This window comes from Streptomyces sp. 4N124 (assembly GCF_052245395.1).
Lineage (GTDB): Bacteria > Actinomycetota > Actinomycetes > Streptomycetales > Streptomycetaceae > Streptomyces.
This window is the reverse complement of sequence record NZ_JBQQBS010000011.1, coordinates 147,681-162,493: the sequence shown is the minus strand read 5'-3', so window position 1 is coordinate 162,493 and position 14,813 is coordinate 147,681. Positions and strand designations below refer to the sequence as shown.

General features: G+C 70.9%; 16 protein-coding genes. 9 read left to right on the top strand and 7 right to left on the bottom strand.

Annotation, left to right across the window (positions count from 1 at the left end; genetic code table 11):
- Positions 1–7: 7 nt before the first annotated feature.
- The gene (allB, locus tag ACTWQO_RS14405) at positions 8–1,345 is read right to left on the bottom strand and encodes an allantoinase AllB (protein WP_443237681.1); all 1,338 of its coding nucleotides are present in this window, start codon (positions 1,343–1,345) and stop codon (positions 8–10) included.
- Positions 1,346–1,635: 290 nt separating this feature from the next.
- Between allB and ACTWQO_RS14400 the strand changes: the two genes are divergently transcribed.
- Complete coding sequence (locus ACTWQO_RS14400) at positions 1,636–2,436, top strand: IclR family transcriptional regulator (RefSeq protein ID WP_443237680.1); 801 nt, start codon at positions 1,636–1,638, stop codon at positions 2,434–2,436.
- On the top strand, positions 2,433–3,122 hold the full coding sequence (locus ACTWQO_RS14395) for a DUF6304 family protein (protein WP_443237679.1): 690 nt from the start codon (positions 2,433–2,435) through the stop codon (positions 3,120–3,122). Before ACTWQO_RS14400 ends, ACTWQO_RS14395 begins: the two co-directional genes overlap by 4 nt.
- Here the strand turns inward: ACTWQO_RS14395 and ACTWQO_RS14390 are convergent.
- Positions 3,119–3,412, bottom strand: a complete 294-nt coding sequence (locus ACTWQO_RS14390; protein WP_362933297.1) for a DUF5955 family protein — start codon at positions 3,410–3,412, stop codon at positions 3,119–3,121. The genes ACTWQO_RS14395 and ACTWQO_RS14390 overlap by 4 nt on opposite strands.
- A 218-nt stretch (positions 3,413–3,630) precedes the next feature.
- On the opposite strand from ACTWQO_RS14390, the gene ACTWQO_RS14385 reads away from it, so the two are divergent.
- Together ACTWQO_RS14385 and aceB are read left to right on the top strand one after the other, a co-directional pair.
- Positions 3,631–4,230, top strand: a complete 600-nt coding sequence (locus ACTWQO_RS14385) for a nucleotidyltransferase family protein (RefSeq protein WP_443237678.1) — start codon at positions 3,631–3,633, stop codon at positions 4,228–4,230.
- Positions 4,231–4,426: 196 nt separating this feature from the next.
- Positions 4,427–6,049, top strand: coding sequence for a malate synthase A (gene aceB / locus ACTWQO_RS14380; protein WP_443237677.1), 1,623 nt, complete (start codon positions 4,427–4,429; stop codon positions 6,047–6,049).
- 3 nt (positions 6,050–6,052) lie between these two features.
- Here aceB and ACTWQO_RS14375 read toward each other — a convergent pair whose 3' ends face one another.
- From ACTWQO_RS14375 to ACTWQO_RS14365, 3 genes are read right to left on the bottom strand one after another with little or no spacing between them, the layout of a single operon-like run.
- Complete coding sequence (locus ACTWQO_RS14375; RefSeq protein ID WP_301985462.1) at positions 6,053–6,331, bottom strand: SelT/SelW/SelH family protein; 279 nt, start codon at positions 6,329–6,331, stop codon at positions 6,053–6,055.
- Positions 6,328–7,242 carry a HipA family kinase gene (locus ACTWQO_RS14370; RefSeq protein WP_443237676.1) on the bottom strand — a complete coding sequence of 305 codons (915 nt, stop codon included), beginning with the start codon at positions 7,240–7,242 and terminating at the stop codon, positions 6,328–6,330. Before ACTWQO_RS14370 ends, ACTWQO_RS14375 begins: the two co-directional genes overlap by 4 nt.
- 20 nt (positions 7,243–7,262) lie before the next feature.
- Positions 7,263–8,747 carry an IucA/IucC family protein gene (locus ACTWQO_RS14365; RefSeq protein WP_443237744.1) on the bottom strand — a complete coding sequence of 495 codons (1,485 nt, stop codon included), beginning with the start codon at positions 8,745–8,747 and terminating at the stop codon, positions 7,263–7,265.
- A gap of 113 nt (positions 8,748–8,860) precedes the next feature.
- Between ACTWQO_RS14365 and ACTWQO_RS14360 the strand changes: the two genes are divergently transcribed.
- Entirely contained in the window at positions 8,861–10,390 is a 1,530-nt protein-coding gene (locus ACTWQO_RS14360; RefSeq protein WP_443237675.1) for an IucA/IucC family protein, read from the top strand.
- 32 nt (positions 10,391–10,422) lie between these two features.
- Here ACTWQO_RS14360 and ACTWQO_RS14355 read toward each other — a convergent pair whose 3' ends face one another.
- Complete coding sequence (locus ACTWQO_RS14355) at positions 10,423–11,049, bottom strand: winged helix-turn-helix transcriptional regulator (RefSeq protein WP_443237674.1); 627 nt, start codon at positions 11,047–11,049, stop codon at positions 10,423–10,425.
- An 81-nt stretch (positions 11,050–11,130) separates the two neighbouring features.
- Here ACTWQO_RS14355 and ACTWQO_RS14350 point away from each other — a divergent pair, with 81 nt between their 5' ends.
- The 4 genes from ACTWQO_RS14350 (at position 11,131) to ACTWQO_RS14335 (ending at position 14,308) form a co-directional block, all read left to right on the top strand.
- Complete coding sequence (locus tag ACTWQO_RS14350; RefSeq protein ID WP_443237673.1) at positions 11,131–12,339, top strand: pyridoxal phosphate-dependent aminotransferase; 1,209 nt, start codon at positions 11,131–11,133, stop codon at positions 12,337–12,339.
- 21 nt (positions 12,340–12,360) lie between these two features.
- On the top strand, positions 12,361–12,894 hold the full coding sequence (locus ACTWQO_RS14345) for an HAD domain-containing protein (protein WP_443237672.1): 534 nt from the start codon (positions 12,361–12,363) through the stop codon (positions 12,892–12,894).
- A gap of 280 nt (positions 12,895–13,174) precedes the next feature.
- Positions 13,175–13,810, top strand: coding sequence for a hypothetical protein (locus ACTWQO_RS14340; protein ID WP_443237671.1), 636 nt, complete (start codon positions 13,175–13,177; stop codon positions 13,808–13,810).
- Positions 13,811–13,885: 75 nt separating this feature from the next.
- Positions 13,886–14,308, top strand: coding sequence for an acyl-CoA thioesterase (locus ACTWQO_RS14335; RefSeq protein ID WP_443237670.1), 423 nt, complete (start codon positions 13,886–13,888; stop codon positions 14,306–14,308).
- An 82-nt stretch (positions 14,309–14,390) separates the two neighbouring features.
- On the opposite strand, the gene ACTWQO_RS14330 is transcribed toward ACTWQO_RS14335, so the two are convergent.
- Positions 14,391–14,792 carry a winged helix-turn-helix transcriptional regulator gene (locus ACTWQO_RS14330; RefSeq protein WP_443237669.1) on the bottom strand — a complete coding sequence of 134 codons (402 nt, stop codon included), beginning with the start codon at positions 14,790–14,792 and terminating at the stop codon, positions 14,391–14,393.
- Positions 14,793–14,813: the final 21 nt, after the last annotated feature.

The window sequence follows — 14,813 nt, the reverse complement described above, 5'->3', positions numbered from 1 at the left end:
GGGTCGATCAGGGGGTGCGGGTGAGGAGTTGGCCCTTCGGGTCCGTGAACTCGCCGTCCGCCACGATGCGTTCGCCGCGCAGCCAGGTGGACCTGACGACGCCGTAGAGGGTCTTGCCCGCGTACGCCGTGACGCGGTTGCGGTGCTGGAGGGCCGCCGGGTCCACGGTGAACGTCGCGTCGGGTGCGAGGACCGCGAAGTCGGCGTCGCGGCCGGCCTCGATGGCGCCCTTCTGACCGAGGCCGACGAGCTGAGCCGTCCGCTCGGACATCCAACGCACGACGTCCTCCAGGCCGTGACCGCGCCTGCGCGCCTCGGTCCACACCGCCGCCAGGCTCAGCTGCAGGCCCGAGATGCCGCCCCACGCCGTCGCGAAGTCGTCGGTCTTCAGGTCGGCCGTGGACGGCGAGTGGTCGGTGACCACGCAGTCGATCGTGCCGTCGGCCAGCGCCTGCCACAGCAGGTCCTGGTTGGCGGCCTCCCGGATGGGCGGGCAGCACTTGAACTCGCTGGCGCCGTCCGGGACTTCCTCGGCGGTGAGGGTGAGGTAGTGGGGGCAGGTCTCGACGGTGACGCGGACTCCCTCCGCCTTCGCCTCGGCGATCAGCGGCAGCGCGTCGCTCGACGACAGGTGCAGCACATGCACGCGCGCGTCCAGGCGCTTGGCCTGGGCGATCAGCTGGGCGATCGCCGTGTCCTCCGCGTCACGCGGGCGCGAGGCGAGGAAGTGCGCATACTTCGGGCCGCCGTGCTGCGGGGCCGCGGAGAGGTGGTGCGGGTCCTCGGCGTGCACGATCAGCAGGCCGCCGAAGGAGGCGATCTCGGCCAGGGAGCCGGCGAGTTGCTCCTGGTCGAGGTGCGGGAACTCGTCCACGCCCGACGGGGACAGGAACGCCTTGAAGCCGAAGACCCCGGTGTCGTGCAGCGGGCGCAGGTCCGCGACGTTGTCGGGCAGGGCGCCGCCCCAGAAGCCGACGTCGATGTGCGCCTTGTCGGCGGCCACCTTCTGCTTCGTACGGAGGTTCTCGACCGTCGTGGTCGGCGGCAGGGAGTTGAGCGGCATGTCGACGAGGGTGGTGATGCCGCCGGCGGCCGCTGCGCGCGTGGCGGTCCAGAAGCCCTCCCACTCGGTGCGGCCGGGGTCGTTGACGTGCACGTGGGTGTCGACCAGGCCGGGCAGCAGGACGTCGTCGCCGAAGTCCTCCAGCCGGGCGCCTGCGGGCACCTCGGCGTCGTACGGCTGGACGGCCTTGATCTTCCCGGCGGAGACCGCGACCGAGGCGGCGCGCGTCCCTTCCGGAGTGATGACACGCGTGGACCGCAACACCAGTTCGACGTCGGACACCCGGACCCCTCTCTCTGCCGCCGTTTACTTCCGGGAAACGGGATTTACTTCCACGTTACGGAATTCAACGTTCTGTTGAATGAGTCTTCACTCCCGCCCTCGCGCCGTCAAGGGCACACTTCTCCACAGTGCACCCGATGGCGCTACTCTGGACGTTTCCACAAAGTGGAATTAGAATTCCGGCAAGCAGAACGTAGCTACGCACAAGCGGGGAGTCAACCGACCGACGGGTAGGCTTCTGCTCTTCCTGCCTGTCCCGAAAAGGCCGCCAGTCCCGAAAGGAACGCGCCGTGCCGACGTCCAGCGCCAGCACCACCGACTCCGCCAAGTCCACCACGGGCGGGGTCCAGTCCCTCGAGCGCGCCTTCGATCTGCTCGAGCGGATGGCGGACGCGGGCGGCGAGGTCGGGCTGAGCGAGCTGTCCGCCAGCAGCGGGCTGCCGCTGCCGACCATCCACCGCCTCATGCGCACGCTGGTGGCCTGCGGTTACGTACGCCAGCAGGCCAACCGCCGCTATGCGCTGGGCCCCCGCCTGATCCGGCTCGGCGAGTCCGCCTCCCGGCTGCTCGGCACCTGGGCCCGCCCGTATCTCGCCCGCCTGGTCGAGGAGACCGGCGAGACGGCGAACATGGCGCTGCTCGACGGCGACGAGATCGTGTACGTGGCGCAGGTGCCGTCGAAGCACTCGATGCGCATGTTCACCGAGGTCGGCCGGCGCGTGCTGCCGCACTCCACGGGCGTGGGCAAGGCCCTGCTGGCGAACACACCGGACGACGAGGTCCGCGCCCTGCTCGCCCGCACCGGCATGCCCGCCGCCACGGAGAAGACGATCACCACGCCGGAGGGCTTCCTCGCGGCCCTGGACGACGTACGACGGCTCGGCTACGCGGTCGACGACAACGAGCAGGAGATCGGCGTCCGCTGCCTCGCGGTCTCGGTGCCCAGCTCCCCCACCGCGGCGGCCCTTTCGATCTCGGGCCCGGCGGGGCGGGTCACGGAGACGGCGACCGAGCGGATCGTGCCGGTGCTCCAGCAGGTAGCCGGCGAACTCTCCGAGGCACTGGCCACCAGCCAGAACCACGCGTCGTGACGCAGCGCTGGCCCGGCCGGTACACCGACCGGCGCGGGTCGGAGCAGATCGTCTTCGAGACCGACGGCCGGGAACTGATCCGGACGACGATCAGGGGCGTCCGCTTCGAGGGCGACATGATGGACGATCTCGGCGCGCTGAGCGGTGAGCCGCCGGAGCAGGCCTTCTCGTTCTTCGACGGGGCACTGTGCTCCTGCCTCCTGGAGTGGGAGGTGCCGATACCCGTGGAGGTCAGGGGCAGCGGCGTACGTCCTGGCGTGCTGCGCTGCGCCCTGAAGCTCGGGAGCCCGGCGGGTCCGGGACGCGGGCTGGACGAGGAGACCCTGGTCACCACCCTGCACCTCGACGGGTACGAGTTCCGCAACGAGGACGGCCAGGACGACTTCGAGGATGCGCTGCACGAGATCCAGCGCAAGCTGCCGCGTGCGGCCCGGCTGAAGGCCTGCGTCTCATGCGCCTGGTCCGACTACTCCCCGGTGGGCCATGGCCTCATGGCCGGCCTGGCCTGCTTCCGCGACGTCAAGGACCGCTACCGCCTGGTCGACGGCAAGCACGGCCCCCGGGGCATCTTCGCTATCTGGGACGACCTCACCGAGTTCGTCCAGGAGACCTGGCTCTGCGACCAGTTCGAGCACCGGACCACCGGGGCTTACCGGGGGCCCTTCCCGTACGTGCCGGTGAACTAGCCCTGGCCCCGCCGCTGTTCCCCGAACAGATCCACCGCGTCGCGCACCTGCGTGAGCCCCCGCGACAGCGCGCTCACCGATCCGATCGCCCCGGCGATCAGCAGCAACGACCGGCGCAGGCGCGGAATTTCGGGGCTGCCGCTGACCGTCATCGCGGCAAGCGCGGCGAGTTCGTCCTCGGCGATACCGCGGTCGGGGAACTCCGCGGGGTGCGCGGCGAGTTCGCGGCGCAGCCGGGACACCGCGGTCCGCAGTTCCGCCACCCTCGGGTCCTCGTCGCTGCCGGTCACTGGCCGCCTCTGCCCCAAGCTCCGCAACACAGCTCTCCCCCCGCGCACGCCGTTGTGCGCCTGTACGTCGTGATCGCGCCCGGACCCCCGGAAGGTTCGTCGGGCGCCGGGGGACGCGGGTCAGTAAACGCCACCCGGTGCGGGATGCGCCACCGCGTGGACCGAAATTCAGTCTCCGGAAAGCCGTCACGCGCCCCTGTCTCAGGTATGCAGGACGCATGACGGACAAGCAAGACACCGTGACCGGACTGCTGCTCGCCGCGGGAGGCGGACGACGGCTCGGCGGACGCCCCAAGGCACTGCTCGAACACCGGGGCCGGCCACTCGTCGAACACGCGGTCGGCGTCCTGCGGGCGGCCGGGTGCACCCGCGTCCATGTGGTGCTCGGGGCGCAGGCAGCGGTCGTACGGGAACGGGCGCGGCTGGAGGGATGCGTGCTCGTGGACAACCCGGAGTGGGAGCAGGGCATGGGCTCCTCGCTGCGCGCCGGACTCGACTCGCTCACCGGGACCCTCGCGACGGCCGCGCTCGTCTCACTCGTCGACCAGCCCGGAATCGGCCCGGAGGCGGTCGCCCGGGTGCTCGCCGCATACACGGACGAGGGGTCCCTGGTCTCGGCCGCCTACGACGGGGTACGCGGGCATCCGGTCCTGTTCGGCGCCGCGCACTGGGCCGCCATCGCGGCCACGGCGACCGGGGACCGCGGGGCGCGCGCCTATCTGAAGGCGCACGAGGAGGCGATCACGCTCGTCGAGTGCGGGGATGTGGCCGAGGCGTACGACATCGACACGGAAGGCGACCTGAGCCACCTTGAGTGAGCATGGTGGCACCGAGCGCCACCATGCCTCGACTCAGAGAATCTCGACATCAACAAACCATTGAACTTCCACCATGAGGAAACTAGTATCCACTGATCAGAAGCGCCCCGACGTTCCACGGGCGCTGTCAGCCGCACCCGAGGACCCTGGCACCCCGTGCCACACGTACGCAGCTCGCTGAAGGAAGTGACAGCTCATGTCCGCACCAGCGCCGTCCCCGCTGGCCATCGTCGACGCCGAGCCCCTGCCCCGGCAGGAGGAGGTCCTCACCGAAGCGGCCCTCGCCTTCGTGGCCGAGCTGCACCGGAGGTTCACGCCCCGGCGTGACGAGCTCCTCGCCCGCCGCGCGGAGCGCCGCGCCGAGATCGCCCGCACCTCCACGCTCGACTTCCTCCCCGAGACGGCCGCGATCCGCGCGGACGACTCCTGGCAGGTGGCCCCCTCCCCCGCGGCCCTCAACGACCGCCGCGTGGAGATCACCGGCCCCACCGACCGCAAGATGACCATCAACGCCCTCAACTCGGGCGCCAAGGTCTGGCTCGCCGACTTCGAGGACGCCTCCGCGCCGACGTGGGAGAACGTGGTCCTCGGCCAGCTCAACCTGATCGACGCCTACACCCGGAACATCGACTTCACCGACCCGAACTCCGGCAAGTCGTACGCCCTGAAGGCCGATGACGAGCTCGCGACCGTCGTCATGCGCCCCCGTGGCTGGCACCTCGACGAGCGCCACCTCCAGCTCGACGGCGAGCAAGTCCCGGGCGCCTTGGTCGACTTCGGCCTCTACTTCTTCCACAACGCCCAGCGTCTGCTCGACCTCGGCAAGGGCCCGTACTTCTACCTCCCCAAGACGGAGTCGCACCTGGAGGCCCGCCTCTGGAACGACGTCTTCGTCTTCGCGCAGGACTACGTCGGCATCCCCCAGGGCACCATCCGCGCGACCGTCCTGATCGAGACGATCACGGCCGCGTACGAGATGGAGGAGATCCTCCATGAACTGCGCGACCACGCCTCGGGGTTGAACGCGGGCCGCTGGGACTACCTGTTCTCCATCGTGAAGAACTTCCGTGACGGCGGCGCCAAGTTCGTGCTCCCCGACCGCAACGCGGTCACCATGACCGCCCCGTTCATGCGGGCGTACACCGAACTCCTCGTCCGCACCTGCCACAAGCGCGGCGCGCACGCGATCGGCGGCATGGCGGCGTTCATCCCGTCCCGCCGCGACGAGGAGGTCAACAAGGTCGCCTTCGAGAAGGTGAAGGCGGACAAGGACCGCGAGGCGAACGACGGTTTCGACGGCTCGTGGGTCGCCCACCCCGACCTCGTCCCGATCGCCATGGCCTCCTTCGACGCCGTCCTCGGCGACAAGCCGAACCAGAAGGACCGGCTGCGCGAGGACGTCGACGTCAAGGCGGCCGACCTGCTCGCCATCGACTCGCTCAAGGCGAAGCCGACGTACGACGGTCTGGTCAACGCCGTCCAGGTCGGCATCCGTTACATCGAGGCCTGGCTGCGCGGCCTCGGCGCGGTCGCCATCTTCAATCTGATGGAGGACGCGGCCACCGCCGAGATCTCCCGCTCGCAGATCTGGCAGTGGATCAACGCCGGCGTCGAGTTCGAGAACGGCGAGAAGGCCACCCCGGAGCTGGCCCGCAAGGTCGCCGCCGAGGAACTGGCGAACATCCGCGCCGAGATCGGTGAGGAAGCCTTCGCGGCCGGGCACTGGCAGCAGGCCCACGACCTGCTGCTGACCGTCGCCCTCGACGAGGACTACGCGGACTTCCTGACGCTGCCCGCGTACGAGCAGCTCAAGGGCTGACCCTCAGGAAGCAGGCTTGTCCGAGTGGCCCAGGGGCTTCCCCGGGGCCACTCGGTCGCGTACGGCCTGCTTGACCGCCGTCGGCTCGGGAAAGCCCTGCTCGCGGCGGTCCCAGACCACCTCGTCGTTCACGCGGACGACGAAGACGCCACCGGTGCCGGGCTTGAGCGACAGCTCGGTCAGCTCGGTCTCGAAGGTCGTCAGCAGTTCCTGCGCCAGCCAGGCCGCGCGGGGCAGCCACCGGCACTGGGTGCAGTACTCGATCTGAACGCGCTGGGTCATCGGAGGTGTACCGCCCCATCCTGTTCCACCGCCGGTTTGCCGTGCAGGTCCGGGACCTGCTTGAGCCACTTCGGACGGCCTCGCTGTGTCTTCGCCGCGCGCAGGGCCTGCTCGGCGGCGACTTCCTCCCGGGTGGGGAAGTCCGTGGGGAGCCAGGCCCTTGAGGCCTGCACGCGCGCGTGGAGGTAGTCCACGTATGCCGTCCGGATGTCGTCGGGCGTCGCGAACCCCTCCTCTCCGGCCAGCCAGGCGTCCGGGACCTCGGCCGCGATCGCCCGCAGCAGCTCCCGCGTCACCTTCGGCGCCAGCTCGGCGTCGGCCGCGCGCACGTCCGGCGCGTAGTGCCCGAGTGCGTGGTGCCGGAAGTCGTACGCCTTCGCCGGTTCCGTCGCGTCCCAGCGGTGGTGGAAGACGAGGGCGGCGCCGTGGTCGATCAGCCACAGGCGTGCGGGCGCGGTGCCGAAGGTGGGCCAGATCATCAGGTTGGAGCTGTGGACCGTACGGTCGACATTGACGGTCAGCGCATCGAGCCACACGATCCGGCCCGCCTCCAGCGGATCCACGCGGAACGTCTCGGCCACCTCGGGCGTGAAGTCCTTCGCCCCCGGCAGGAAGTCCATGCCGAGGTTGATCCCGGCGCTGGCGCTGTGCAGCTCCCGCACCTCCTGATGCGGCTCCCCGTCGGCGATCTCCGGGTCGAAGTGCACCAGCACCAGCTCGGGGAACCGCAGCCCCAGCGCCCGCGCCAGCTCACCCACGATCACCTCGGCGACCAGCGCTTTCTTGCCCTGCGCGGAGCCGGTGAACTTCACGACGTACGTCCCCAGGTCGTCGGCCTCGACGACTCCGGGGACGGAGCCGCCGGACCTCAGCGGGGTCACGTATCGAACAGCAGTCACATCGCGCAGCACACCGGCCAGGGTAAGTCACGTCACGGAAGGGCCAGCGGGTTGGGCAGGGGCAGATAGCGGGCGTCGGCCCCGTCCGCGCCCGTCCAGCGCAGCAGGAGGTTCGTCTTGCCGGGGAGGGTCGGGGCGGTGAGCAGGGCGGCGATCTCGGGGAGGTCGTGCCGGGACAGTTCGGCGCGTACGGCGGGCCAGGGGTCGAGGCCGGGGTGGCGCTCGGCGAGGGCCGCGGCGATCTCCCAGAGGTGGTTGACGACCAGGCAGTACACCAGCCGCTCCCACCCGGCGTCCCGCGATACGTCCGCCAGCAGCTTCACCCCCTCGGCGTCCCGGAACAGCGCCTGCACGGGCGTGCCGTCGGCGTCGACGGCGACCAGTGTGTTCTGCAGGTGTGCTTCGAGTACGACGCCATGGTCGGCGAAGGCGGCCAGCACCGGTGGGACCACCTGGCGCAGATAGGCCTCCCACCAGCCCGCCGGATCGTCGGTGCCGTCGAGCGGGCTGCCCGCGAAGCCCTCGACGAGCCCGGCGGCGAGCAGCGGGGTCGCGCCGGGCACGAAGTGCGCACGCAGTCCATCCCGGACCAGGACGGCGAGTTCCTCGAAGGCGAAGCCGGCGGTGCGGTAGCCGCGGTCGCTCTGCCAGGCCGCCGGGCCGTCGATCGTCGCGAAGGCCTGCGTCACGGCCGTGTCGGTGCGGCGCAGTTTCAGCAGGTCGTGGCGCCACAGCCGGCGTACGTCATTGGTGATGCGCACATCGAGGCTGAACTTCAGGAAGAGGTCGCGGTCGGGGGCGTAGACCGTGCGGATCGCGGCCGTGGGCCGGGCCGGGAACGTGGTCGTGCCCAGCCGGATCAGCCGGCCGTCCGCGAAGGCCGGGGCGAGGTCGTGGCCGACGAGGTCGAGCTGCCAGGGGTGGGCGGGCAGAAGGCGGTAGCCGGGCGGCGCCTCGCCCAGGGTGTCGAGGGCGGCGGTGTCGCCCTCCTCGACGACCGAGTCCTCGCGTACGCCGAGCAGCACCAGCGGGAAGGTGGCGTGCGCTTCGGGGGCGTACGGCAGCCAGCCGGTGGCGGGGCCGCCGCCGCGCGCCTTGGGGGCGGGGTGATAGGGGTGGCCGGTGATCAGGGACTGCTCGGAGCGCAGATACGGGTCGTCGGGCGCGGTCGTGCGGGCGCGCGCGGTGAGCAGGGCGGCCACGGCGTCACGGCTGTCGGTCATCTCGGCGGGGAGTTCGTGGTTGGACAGGCCCGTGTGCCGGGTCAGCTCCTCGGCGACGACCTTCACCAGCTCGGTGTGGCCGAGTCGCTGCCAGGTGCCGTCGACGTACAGCTCGGGCTCTGTGGGCCGGCGTTCCCCGCGCACCCGCAGCAGGCGGTCCAGACCGGGCAGCCGGTACACCCGCCGCTCGCCGGGTACCCGTTGTGCCACCTCCCGCAGCAGGCAGTTCAGCAGCGGGGCCGCCGCATACGCGTCAGCGCGTGCCGACGGGTCGCCGGCGGCGGGCGAGGGCATGAGGTCCAGACGTTCCACTTGTTCCCTACGGTCCGTTCGGGCGGGAGACGATCAGTATGTCTGTCGTCACGCCCCCGTCGTGACGCCCTGCCTGCAACCTTAGGAGCCCGCCTGTGCATCGTCCCCCCACCGTCGAGGCCGAGGTCGCCGACGAGCTGGCCGTCGTACGCCCCGATCTCGTGTCGCGGTACACGGCCGAGCTGCCCGGCGCGCGGGCGGCCGTGCTGACCCGGCTGTGGCGGGCGCTGGCCCATGAGCCGCTGCCGTGGATCGCCGAGCGCGGGCCGGGTGTGCTGCGGCTGTCCGACGGGCGGCGGCTGCACGGCCCGGTCGCCGACCCGTACGCCACCTCCGCGTACGTCACCGCCGTACGGCTCGACGGGGTGTCGTACGACGATCCGGCCCGGCTGATGACGGGGCTCGCGGTACCGCACGGGGCGTACTTCGCCTCCGAACTCGCGCACAGCGTGGCGTCGTTGGCGCTGTCCCGGGCCGGGCAGAAGGGCCACCCGAAGGAGTGGCCCGACAGTGACTGGGAGTGGGAGCAGCGGGTGGTCGACGGGCATCCGTTCCACCCCAACTGCCGTTCCCGGCCCGGCTTTTCGGTGGCCGAGCAGCTGGCGTACGGCCCCGAGCACAGCTCACATGTGCGGCTGGGGCTGATTCCGGTCGGGGCGCGGGAGTGCCTGGTGACGGGCGAGTGGCCGGCCCGCATGCGGGACGGGGAGCGGCTGCTGATCCCGGTGCATCCCTGGCAGGCGGAGCACGTCCTCAAGCGCCCCCTCGACCTGGACGCCGTCGCGCATCCGCTGATGTCCCTGCGCACCCTCGCCCTGCCCGGCGTCCGCGGCCCGCACGTCAAGACCGCGCTGAGCACCCGGCTGACGTCCTCGGTGCGGGACATCTCCCAGTGGTCGATCTCGGCATCGGCGATCCTGTCGGCGTTCGCCGAGCAGATGGCGGCGCGCACGGACGGCCTCCTGCACACCACCCGCACGATCGGCGCGATCACCGCCCACTCCCCCGACCTGGCCGCCGTGGTGCGGGAGTCACCCCAGGTGTACGGCGACCAGGCGCACGGCGAACGGGTCGTGCCGGTGGCCGCGCTCGCCACCACCGAGCTGCCTCTGTCCCCCTCCTGGATGGCCGACTTCGCACGGCTGGCGCTCACCGTGGGCCTGCGCCTGCTGGAGCTGGGCGTGGCCCTGGAGGCGCACGGCCAGAACCTCCTGGTGGTGCTGTCCCCGACGGGCGCACCGCTGCGGCTGGTCTACCGCGACCTCGCCGACATCCGCATCAGCCCCGCCCGGCTGGCCCGGCACGGCATCCCGCTGCCGGAGCTGACCGGTCGGGTCGTCACGGACGACGAGACGACGCTGCGACGCAAGCTGTTCGGCTCGCTGGTGGCCGGGGCGCTGGCGGGCACGGCGGGTTCGGGTACGGCGTTGCGCGCGGCGCTGGAGACGGCCGTACGGGATCTGCCGCGCACCCCGGATCTCGTCGCGCTGCTCGAGGAACCGCTGCCCACGAAGGCGTTGACGCTGATGCGGCTGTCGCCCGGGACGCCCGGGGACCAGTGGGCCGAACTGCCCAACCCCTTGCGGTGGGAGGCCGTTTTGGAGCGGGACACTTTTGATCAATGAGATCCGCCGAATCACAAACGGCGGGCCCCTTCTCATGCCTCCCGCAGCGCCTTGGCCAGTGTCCCCTCGCCGGTCACGGTGATACGACCGTCCCGTACCGCGTCCGCCAGGCTCGACTCGCCCCGCCCGACCGCCTCCCACGTACCGGCGTCCAGGACCAGCCGCGCGTCGGGCTCCCCGGGCGCGGGCCCGTCGCCGTAGACGGGCCCCTCCTCGGCACCGACGTACACATGGAACTCGCCCTCCTCCAGCCGGACTTCGACCACTCCCTGGCCTTCGAGGGACCGCAGCAGGGGCAGCGCGAACCAGTGCGCCCGTACGGCGTCGGTGGGCCGCCGCTCGCCCAGCTCGGCCTGTCCCCAGGTGCCCAGGGCTTGCAGCACGGGCAGCAACTGCCGTCCCCGCCCGGTGAGTTCGTACACGTACGCGGCTCCGGGCGGGGGCAGCCGCCGGCGTGTCGTCAGCCCGTCGCGCTCCATGTCCTTCAGCCGCGAGGCGAGTACGTCCGTGCTGACGCCCGGCAGATCCGCGTGCAGGTCGGTGTAGCGGCGAGGACCGGCCAGCAGCTCCCGGACGATCAGCAGGGTCCAGCGGTCGCCGACGAGGTCGAGCGCCCGGGCGGCGGAACAGTACTGGTCGTAGCTTCGGCGAGGTGACATGCGACGCAGTCTAGACGTGTCATTGGACTTTCCAAGCTCACACTTGGTAAAACCAAGCAACACCAGATACCGGAGGGGCGCATGGAGTTCCGGCAGTCGAGCAAGCTCAGCGAGGTCTGTTACGAGATCCGCGGTCCGGTGATCGAGCACGCCAACGCGCTGGAGGAGGCGGGCCACAGCGTGCTGCGCCTCAACACCGGCAACCCCGCGCTCTTCGGCTTCGAGGCGCCCGAGGAGATCCTCCAGGACATGATCCGGATGCTCCCCCAGGCGCATGGCTACACCGACTCGCGCGGCATCCTCTCCGCCCGCCGAGCCGTGGCGGGGCGCTATCAGACCCTCGGCCTGGAGGTCGGTGTCGACGACGTCTTCCTCGGCAACGGCGTGTCCGAACTGGTCTCGATGGCCGTACAGGCGCTGGTGGAGGACGGCGACGAGGTCCTGATCCCCGCCCCCGACTTCCCCCTCTGGACGGCGGTGACAACGCTCGCCGGAGGCAAGGCGGTTCACTACCTCTGCGACGAACAGGCCGACTGGTACCCGGACCTGGACGACATGGCGGCGAAGATCACCGACCGCACCAAGGCCGTCGTCATCATCAACCCGAACAACCCCACCGGCGCGGTCTACCCGAAGGAGATCATCGAGGGCATCCTCGACCTCGCCCGCCGGCACGGCCTGATGGTCTTCGCCGACGAGATCTACGACCAGATCCTGTACGACGACGCCGTCCACCACTCGGCCGCGGCCCTCGCCCCCGACCTGGTCGTCCTCACCTTCTGCGGCCTGTCGAAGACCTACCGTGTGGCGGGCTTCCGCTCCGGCTGGCTGGTGATCACCGGCCCGAAGCAGCACGCGAGGAACTACCTGGAGGGCCTGACCATGCTGGCCTCCATGCGGTTGTGCGCCAACGCGCCCGCCCAGTACGCGATTCAGGCGGCGCTCGGCGGCCGTCAGTCCATCCGCGATCTCACCACGCCGGGCGGGCGCCTGCGCGAACAGCGCGACGTGGCCTGGGAGAAGCTCAACGAGATCCCGGGTGTGTCGTGCGTGAAACCGAAGGGCGCGCTGTACGCCTTCCCGCGTCTCGACCCGTCCGTCCACAAGATCCACGACGACGAGAAGTTCGTCCTCGACCTGCTGCTCCGGGAGAAGATCCAGGTGGTCCAGGGCACCGGCTTCAACTGGCCCACCCCCGACCACTTCCGCATCCTCACCCTCCCGCACGCGGAGGATCTGGAGGCGGCGATCGGGCGGATCGGGCGGTTCCTGAGCGGGTATCGGCAGTAGCGCGCGGGTAGGTCGCCTCCCATGAACGACCGCCCCCTGCTGCTCCTCGACGTCGACGGCCCCCTCAACCCGTACCGCGCCGTGTTCACCCGGCACCGGGGCTACGTGACACGTCGCCTGCATCCCGCGAACTGGTCGGCCCGGCAGGCGCCGGGGTCGCGGCGGCTGCGGCGGGGGCTTCGGGTGCGGCTGCATCCCGGGCATGGGGCGCGGCTGCTCGCGCTGCCGTACCAGCTGGCCTGGGCGACGACCTGGATGCACGAGGCCAACGAGATGATCGCGCCGGTGATCGGGCTGCCGGGGGATCTGCCGGTCATCGAGTTCACGAACCTGTTCGCCAAGGACTCCGACGGGCTGTATTGGAAGACGCGGCAGGTGGTGGAGTGGGCGGCGGGGCGGCCTTTCGTATGGGTCGACGACATGGTCACCGATCTGGACATACGGCATGTCGCCCAGCACTACGACGGGCCCGCGCTGCTGCTGCGCATCGACCCGCGCCGAGGGCTTCGGGGGGCCGAGTTCGCGCGGCTGGAGCGGTGGGCTCATGGCCTGTGAGGCACGGGTGATCCTCTGCCGGTCGGGCACAGGGAGACCGCGTCACCACCGTCGAGATCCAGCGTGAGTGGCTGCCGCCGTAGGGCGAGACACTGCTGCCGACCGGGCACGCGCCGGCGGCCGGCCGCACAGGACGACCCGGGTCCCCGCGTCTCCCAGCCTCCGCAGCTTCGCGGCCGCCGTCCTGCGGAGCACGGGCGGCCGGTGATCGCGGGGTGGAATGTCAGACCCGGGTCGTAGCCTTCGAAGCGGTGGGGAGAGCGCTGGAAGGGAGTACGTCATGACACGACCGCCGAGCGCCGCGCAGCGGCGTGTCATCGACGCCGCCGATCCGGTGACCGGGCGGCTCAGGGGCACGGAGGCGCAGTTGGAGGCGCTGGTGAAGCGGGGGCTCGCCTTCCGGCATCCGCGGCCTCCGCACGATCACTTTCTGACACCGGCGGGGCATCGGATACGGGAGGAGGTACCCGAGGCCGCTCCGGAGTCGACCGTCCGGACACCCTCGGCGGCGGCCGGGGTCTTCGCCGCCCGCGTCGGCGGCGAGGAGGACGTGCCGGAAACGGGAACCTCCCGGGTCCGTGAAGTGCACAGCGCCTGGCAGGGGCTGCTCGAGCTGCGCCGGATGACCAACCCGGACGGCGCCACCGACCGGCCGTGCGGCTGGGAACGCGGCCATCTGGTGCAGGCCGCCGCCCTCGCCCTGGAGGCGGCCGGGCATCGCCCCGCCGGGCTGGACTCCCCCGGTTACCGCGTGATCGCGACCCCGCAGCCGGAGGCCGTCGCCGTGTACGAGCCGGACGTCGACGCGCTGCGCGCCTGCGCGGCGACGCTGGAGAAGGCGGGCTGGCAGGCCGGCGAGTACACCGAGCCGCGCACGAGGGTCCGGTATCTGCTGGCGTCCCCGCGCCGGGCGTGAAGAGGACGGTGGGCATGCCAAGATCGGTCGATCAGAACATCGATTACGTGATGCCGAGTACGTGAAGGGAAAACCGTGAGCGAGCCGTTTTCCGTCCGGGTGACCGTCCGCGGGTACGAGACCGATGTGCAGGGTCACCTCAATCAGGCCGTGTACGTCAACTACGCGGAGCACGCCCGCTGGTCGCTGCTGAAGGCGGCCGGAATCACTCAGACCGGCCTCATCTCCCAGGGCGTGGGGCCGGTCGCATTGGAGACCACCATCCGTTACCAGCGGGAGCTGGTCGCGGGCGACGAGGTCGAGGTGACCTGCTCCTTCGCCTGGGGTGAGGGGAAGACCTTCCGCATCGAACAGACCATCCGCAAGACCGACGGCACGGTGGCCGCCGAGATCACGGCCGTCGGCGGGCTGCTGGACCTCACGGCCCGCAAGCTGGTCGCCGCACCGCACGAGCGGTTCAAGGAACTGGCCGCCGATCCGAGCCTGTTCGGTCTCTGACCGAGCCGCTGACCTCAGCGGCTTCGCGCCCTGGGCGGCTGTGGTGGTCGCGTCCCGCCGCCGCTCAGGGCCGCCGTCGGCCTCAGGCGTCCGTCAACTCCGGCCGGTGCTCGGTGTCGTAGGCCGCGCGGGACTCGGCGATATAGACACGATTGCGCTCGGCCCAGTCGGTCAGCTGTTGCAGCGTCTCGTGCAACTCGTGGGCAACCGCCGTGAGTTCGTACTCCACCTTGGGCGGCACCGTCGGGTGCACCGTGCGGGTGACGAGGCCGTCGCGCTCCAGGTTGCGCAGCGTCAGGGTCAGCATGCGGCGGCTGATGCCCTCGATGCTGCGCTCCAACTCGGTGAAGCGGATCGGGCCGTGCGCTGCGGCGACCAGGATCTGGACGCTCCATTTGCCCGCCACCCTGTCAAGAACTTCGCGGACCGGGCACGCGTGCGCGTTCACGACCTGGACGGTAACACCGGTGTTCCTCTGGGACATCGAACTGCCTCCTTACCCCCA